We start from the raw sequence: 6,122 nt of genomic DNA, 5'->3' as shown, positions 1-6,122 counted from the left end.
TCCTCCTAGTGAAAACGATTATCAATTTCATTAAAATTATACAAGAGAGTTTACAAATTTACAATAAAATTTTTCAATATTTAAATAAAAAATAATTAGCCAAATCAATATTTGTTGATTTAAGCTAATCATTTTAGTTATTATTTTTAATATTTAAAATAAATCGAGTACTGATTTCGCTATATTCGTATAGGCTGCATCTTCCATAGGTGGGTTATGCAGACCAGCACGCATATCACGATAATAACGTTGTAAAGGTCTATCCATTTCTAAACTTTTAGCGCCTACAATTCTCATCGCTAAATCAATCACTTCTAATCCTTGATTCATTACTAAAATTTTACTTGCTGACGTTTCATTCCAAACGTTAGGATTTTGATCAATAGTTTGATAGCCTTTAGCAGCACTCCATAAAAAGTGTCTTGCTGAAAGTAATAAAGACTCCATTTTACCGACATTTTGTTGTACGGTTGGAAGTTCTGCAATCGTACCTTTAATACTATTTGGTGAATGATGTTTAGCAAAGTCAATTGCGTAATCTCTAGCCGCTTGTGCTATACCTAAATACGTACTTGGAATGTGTAAAATCCACCCGTTAGGTTGTGGCTTTCGTTGTCCTTCAACAAAATTCTCGACAGGAATATAAACATCATTAAGTACTAAATCATGGCTTTCAGTTGCTCGCATGCCTACCACATTCCAATTATCAGCGATTTCTACGCCTTCCATTTCACGAGGCACTAGGAAGAAACCAACTTCTTCTATGTCATCTACATAAGCAGCCACTATATAATGCGTAAGTGCTTTACTCATCGAAGTAAACGTCTTAACGCCATTTAATTTATAGCCGTTCTCAGTTTTAGTGGCATGTGTTGCGGGACGCCCGCCACGTGTTGGGCTACCAGTATCTGCTTCACTTACCGCTCTATTTACTAAAGCGCCATTTCTGATGTCACCAGCAAACTGTTTTAACATCGCTTCATCCCACATATGTTGTTCATATAACTGGCCTACTACACTTAAATGCCATCCTATTGAGAGAGCGGTAGCGCCATCAAGAGAACCTAAATAACTTTGAAGTACAACCATATCTTCGATTGTAGCGCCTTCTCCGCCATATTCAACTGGTAAAGTAAGCAAACTATATCCTTCATTTACTAACCATTCAATATTTTTAAAAGGGAAACTTGAATGGATATCATTATATGCCGCTCTTTCTTTAAAGGTATCTTCAATTGTTTCAAACTTTTTAATCCACTTTTTTTGAATTTCAGAATTTATTAAAAATGAATTTATCATCTTACCTCACCTATTCATTATATAAAGTATCGTTTAATCTTAGTTTAACACTCGACTTTAACAAATTAAAGACAACTGTATAGTTATAAAAAAAGACTAAGATATGTCCCCCATATCTTAGTCTAAACACATAACTATATTAATGCCGACATTTTATTTAATGTATTTCTCTAGTTCAGCAATTAACTTATTAATCTTGTCGCGTTGTTCATCTGTTACATAAACAATAACTGTTCTTTCATCTTGTATGCTACGTTTTTTCGATAATAACTGTAAATCTTTTAATTTTTGTAATGCTTTAGTTAAGTAATAAGGTTTAAACTCTGAATAAGTCGCAATTTCTTTAGAAGTTATTTCATTGGTCTTACTTTTCGCAATATAATTCAAAATATAAATTTCTTCATAATTTAAATTATATTTCTTTTTAGTATCCTTAAAAAATTTTTTCACTTGAAATGTTGCGTTAACTAAATCGTTGATGTCTTTAATTTGTCCCATATTCTAAACCACTCCTCTGATGTACATCTCGTTGCTACAAGGTTCATGTATACTATTACTACTAAACTAAACATTTCTTATGCTATAAAATTTATTTTATAACATTTAAGTATAATATTTCAATATTTTTATGAACTTAAAATGATATTATATATTAAATTCTAATTCGCTCAATTAAATTACACTTAATCAATTAAGACATATAATTCGAATTATAAAAATACTAGGATAGTTTTTCATAAAAAATTTTGAAAAACTATCCTAGCTATTATCACTTCATTTTATTTTGGTTATTTTATTTTTTCCTTAACATAATCTACAAAAGATTGAATATCTTCAGTTTGTATTTGAGTCATAGGTACTTTACCAACATTAAATGTGAAAATAATATTTTCACCGTCATATTCAATATTTTCAACTTCATTATATGAAATATTTCTATAATAAAATCGCCCATTCATATCTACATTCATAATTAATCGTTCAGATGTTGCTATATAGGCTCCTTCAAACTCAGTTTGTTCTTGGACTTTGTATTCAATCATACCTAATACTGAAGGTCCCTTTTTTTCAGTTGGGAACAAATCTTCCGGATTTACATTATCCAATATCATAAAAATAAACTCCTTCTCTTTTCATGTTAAATCATTAAATTTCATTTCCATTTGAAGTTTATTGTAACATTGAATAAATAAGTTTTCTGCTTTATTTACTCGTGATTCTACTATTTTAATGTTAACTAAACGTTCATCATTATTATTTCTATATTTAATGATGTAACCTTTTTGAGATAAATGGTTAATGATATTTGGAATACCTATTAAACAGCGATGAGAAAAATCACATACTGATTTTAAAGAAATAGTATCGTGATAGTATAGTAATTTTCCTAAAACAAATAACTCATCCAAAGTTAAATTAAATTGCTGTGCAATTTGCTTCACTTGATTTAAAGCCCCATAAATAATAATGATATAGGATAGTTTCAAAGAATTAAGATATTTCACGTTTGCACTGAAATATTTTAAGTTAATCACTTCTTCAACTTCTATAAATAAAATATCTAACTTTTTATGATATAAGTCAGTTGGCAAAATTAATAAACGTCGCTGATCAGCGTCATCTCGAATTTTAATAATCCACTTCAAATGATATAAATGTTCTAAATTGTATCTAATATTTCGTTTAGACATATGCATTGTTTTAATCAAATCTTCTATATATACTCCTCGTTCGTGAGTTTCATTATAAGTAATAATTTCATTTAATAACTTTAGTTGTTCTAAAGTTAAATTTCTTGAATACTTTAAAACTTCGCTAATTGCTTTAATATAGATTAAATAAAATAACAACTGCTCTAATTTTCTTTTATCCATGATATATGTCACCTCATGTTCTTACATAAAAACCCAATTATAAAAAATTAGGATAGAAGATAGACGTCTATATTTCTATCCACAATTGAGATATCAATATCTTCATATATCATGTTAATGTTTTAAAAATTAGATAAGCATTAATGTTCTCGTAATAATTATTCAGTACACATTTACCACTTATAATTATATAGAAGTAATTACTATCTTAATTAATGATAATGACTTTTTGCCTCAGCAATGAGTAGTTGAGCTTGCTCATCAAAAGGTATTTCTTTTGTTTCTAAATTGTTTAAATTTAAAGGCTGTTTATTTTTCCTTACTTGTCCAGGTGTTGCACCATATTTTTCATTAAAAAGCGCAATAAAACGTGGAAAATGATTAAAACCATGTTCAAAAGCGATATCTTGGATAAGCGTTTTACTCTTTAAAATATCTATTAAACATAACTTTAACCTAACATCATTAATATACTGAGTAATATTATTGTAGGGCGTATGATATTTAATGACCTGGCTTAATTCTTTATTTGACATATTTAGAGAATTAGCAAGGTCCTGTCTATTAATCTTTTGATTATGGTGTTCGATGATATATTCATGAACTTCATCAACTAATGCATTCTCTAACTTAGAATTTTGACGATGTTTACGTTGAATGTATCCTAGCTCCACACATAAATGCTTCACTAGTTTGTCTTTTATATGAAGAATTCTGGGCTTCCGACATTCAAATTCAAGTAAATTAATAATGAAAGGTTCTATTTGTTTTCTTTCTATTGAAGAAAACTTATAACCATGTAATTTAATATAATCATCTGCAAATCTTAAATAATCTTTAAAAGCAATTTCCATTACTACAACGATTGAATCTTCCTTACTTTCAATAGAATAAAGATCATTCAGCATAATAAACATTAAATCACGTGTCTTCATTTGAAACTTATCTAAATTTAAAGTAATCTGTCCTGATCCTTTTAACCAATAGATTAATTTTATATTCGATTCCTTTTGCCTACTTATCTTTATATTTTTTAAAAGCTTTACCGAAAAGTTATTAATCATACATATGTCCTCTCACTTTATAATATATAAAGACACGACATAAATAGAAAACAAGTTATCTTCCCCTTAATAACCCACTTTCCTATTAACAATTACATAATACGAAATATCATTTAATCGTTCTTCATCGAATGTCTATCTTCATATATAATTGTATGTTTTATTTCGGTACTACCAGTAGCAAACTTTTGACTAATTATATCACTTTATTATCTTATTTTTAGTTTATTTTATATATAGCGTCCTTAAAGTATCATTTTTCATACAAATACTATCCATTTTTTCATATTTCTTCTTAAAATCAGTCATTTAATAAGCACATATTCATTAATAAAATGTTAAAATACAGTTCAAAAATTATAAAATTTATCCTTTTTATAAAAAAATAAATTTTGCTATTTTTTTACAGTAAGATTACAACGAAATGAGTTTTCTTCTAATAAAGACTTTTAAAAACTGTTATGACAGTATTTTAAAATATTACAAAAAATTTCAATAAATACTCATGCAGCAAATATATATTAGCAAAAAATTACAAAACGGTAACAACGCCCACAAACCTACTTTTTTCTGCTAAAGTATTTCTTGTCGAAAAGAAACAGATTAACCACTGGACTTAAAGTCAACCAATGACTATTAAATAAATAAATAAAATTAATTTAATTCTCAGGAGGATATTTAAAAATGAAAAAAATCGCTACAGCTACAATCGCTACTGCAGGAGTTGCTACTATCGCTATCGCTGGACATGGTCACGAAGCTCAAGCAGCTGAACAAGGTTACAACCCAAATGATCCAACTTCATACAGCTACTCTTACACTATCGACCAAAAAGGTAATTATCATTACACTTGGAAAGGTAACTGGAGCCCAGATCGTTTAAATCATTCTAACCAAACTTATACTTCAAATAATAACAATAACAATAACAATAATAATTCTAATTACTATAATTACAACTATAACTACAATTATAATTACAGCTACAATAACAACAATAATAGCAGTAACTACAACTACAATAGCTACAATCACTATGTTGACAATAACTATAACAGTACTAGCACTCAATCTTACAATGCAGGTACTCAAACTACTGGAAATACAACTACTAGTTATTCAACTTCAAATAGTAATGTTAAAGTAACTACTACAGCTGCACCATCATATAACGGAGTTTCAATTTCTAACTCTGCAAGCTCTGGCAGTAACTTATACACTGCAGGTCAATGTACTTATTATGTATATAACAGAGTTGGCGGTAAAATTGGTTCAACTTGGGGCAATGCTAATAACTGGGCAAGTGCCGCTTCTGCAGCTGGTTACACTGTAAACAACTCACCTTCTGCAGGTGCAATTATGCAATCTACTGCAGGCGCTTACGGTCATGTTGCTTACGTTGAAAGTGTTGGTAACGACGGTTCAGTAACTGTATCTGAAATGAACTATGGTTACGGTCCTGGTGTTGTAACTTCACGTACATTATCAGCGAGCCAAGCTGCTGCATACAGCTACATTCACTAATTTTAAATATATAAATTAAAGGATTGTCATCGTCGACAATCCTTTTTTTAACGCTAAAAAAGAGGGGTTCTATGAGAAATGCGGTTGATGAAACAAATTGATTGTTTCGTTAACCGCATTTTTTGTATAAAAAGAGCGCAAATATCTCTATAATATTAAGTGACCAAACCAAATATAAGGAGAAATATCGCGCTCATGAGTAATTGTATCGTAGAAACACTAGAAATTAAAGATGAAAATATTATTTGGGAAGACCGTGTAGAACGTTTTTCTAATGGGCATGTAACAGCTAAATGTTATTTCGGCACATTAACTTATACACCTAAACGCTGTGAAAACTGTGGCTTTCCCAATGAAAACC

6 protein-coding genes are annotated in these 6,122 nt (G+C 29.3%); 1 reads left to right on the top strand and 5 read right to left on the bottom strand.

All coding sequences use genetic code 11. The annotated features are described in order from the left end of the window. Positions 1–153: 153 nt before the first annotated feature. From CD128_RS10855 to CD128_RS10835, 5 genes are all read right to left on the bottom strand, one after another. Entirely contained in the window at positions 154–1,299 is a 1,146-nt protein-coding gene (locus CD128_RS10855) for an acyl-CoA dehydrogenase family protein (RefSeq protein WP_103329914.1), read from the bottom strand. 153 nt (positions 1,300–1,452) lie between these two features. Beyond that, positions 1,453–1,797, bottom strand: a complete 345-nt coding sequence (locus tag CD128_RS10850; protein ID WP_103329913.1) for a transcriptional regulator, SarA/Rot family — start codon at positions 1,795–1,797, stop codon at positions 1,453–1,455. 290 nt (positions 1,798–2,087) lie between these two features. Next, entirely contained in the window at positions 2,088–2,411 is a 324-nt protein-coding gene (locus CD128_RS10845) for a PH domain-containing protein (protein ID WP_103329912.1), read from the bottom strand. Between the two features lie 21 nt (positions 2,412–2,432). After that, the gene (locus CD128_RS10840; RefSeq protein ID WP_103329911.1) at positions 2,433–3,173 is read right to left on the bottom strand and encodes a transcriptional regulator, SarA/Rot family; all 741 of its coding nucleotides are present in this window, start codon (positions 3,171–3,173) and stop codon (positions 2,433–2,435) included. A 212-nt stretch (positions 3,174–3,385) separates the two neighbouring features. After that, complete coding sequence (locus CD128_RS10835; RefSeq protein ID WP_103329910.1) at positions 3,386–4,237, bottom strand: AraC family transcriptional regulator; 852 nt, start codon at positions 4,235–4,237, stop codon at positions 3,386–3,388. A 684-nt stretch (positions 4,238–4,921) separates the two neighbouring features. On the opposite strand from CD128_RS10835, the gene CD128_RS10830 reads away from it, so the two are divergent. Further along, positions 4,922–5,761 carry a CHAP domain-containing protein gene (locus CD128_RS10830; RefSeq protein WP_103329909.1) on the top strand — a complete coding sequence of 280 codons (840 nt, stop codon included), beginning with the start codon at positions 4,922–4,924 and terminating at the stop codon, positions 5,759–5,761. The last annotated feature ends 361 nt before the right edge of the window (positions 5,762–6,122 follow it).

Source organism: Staphylococcus croceilyticus (assembly GCF_002902575.1).
Taxonomy (GTDB): Bacteria; Bacillota; Bacilli; order Staphylococcales; family Staphylococcaceae; genus Staphylococcus; species Staphylococcus croceilyticus.
This window is presented reverse-complemented; position numbering and strand designations above follow the sequence as displayed.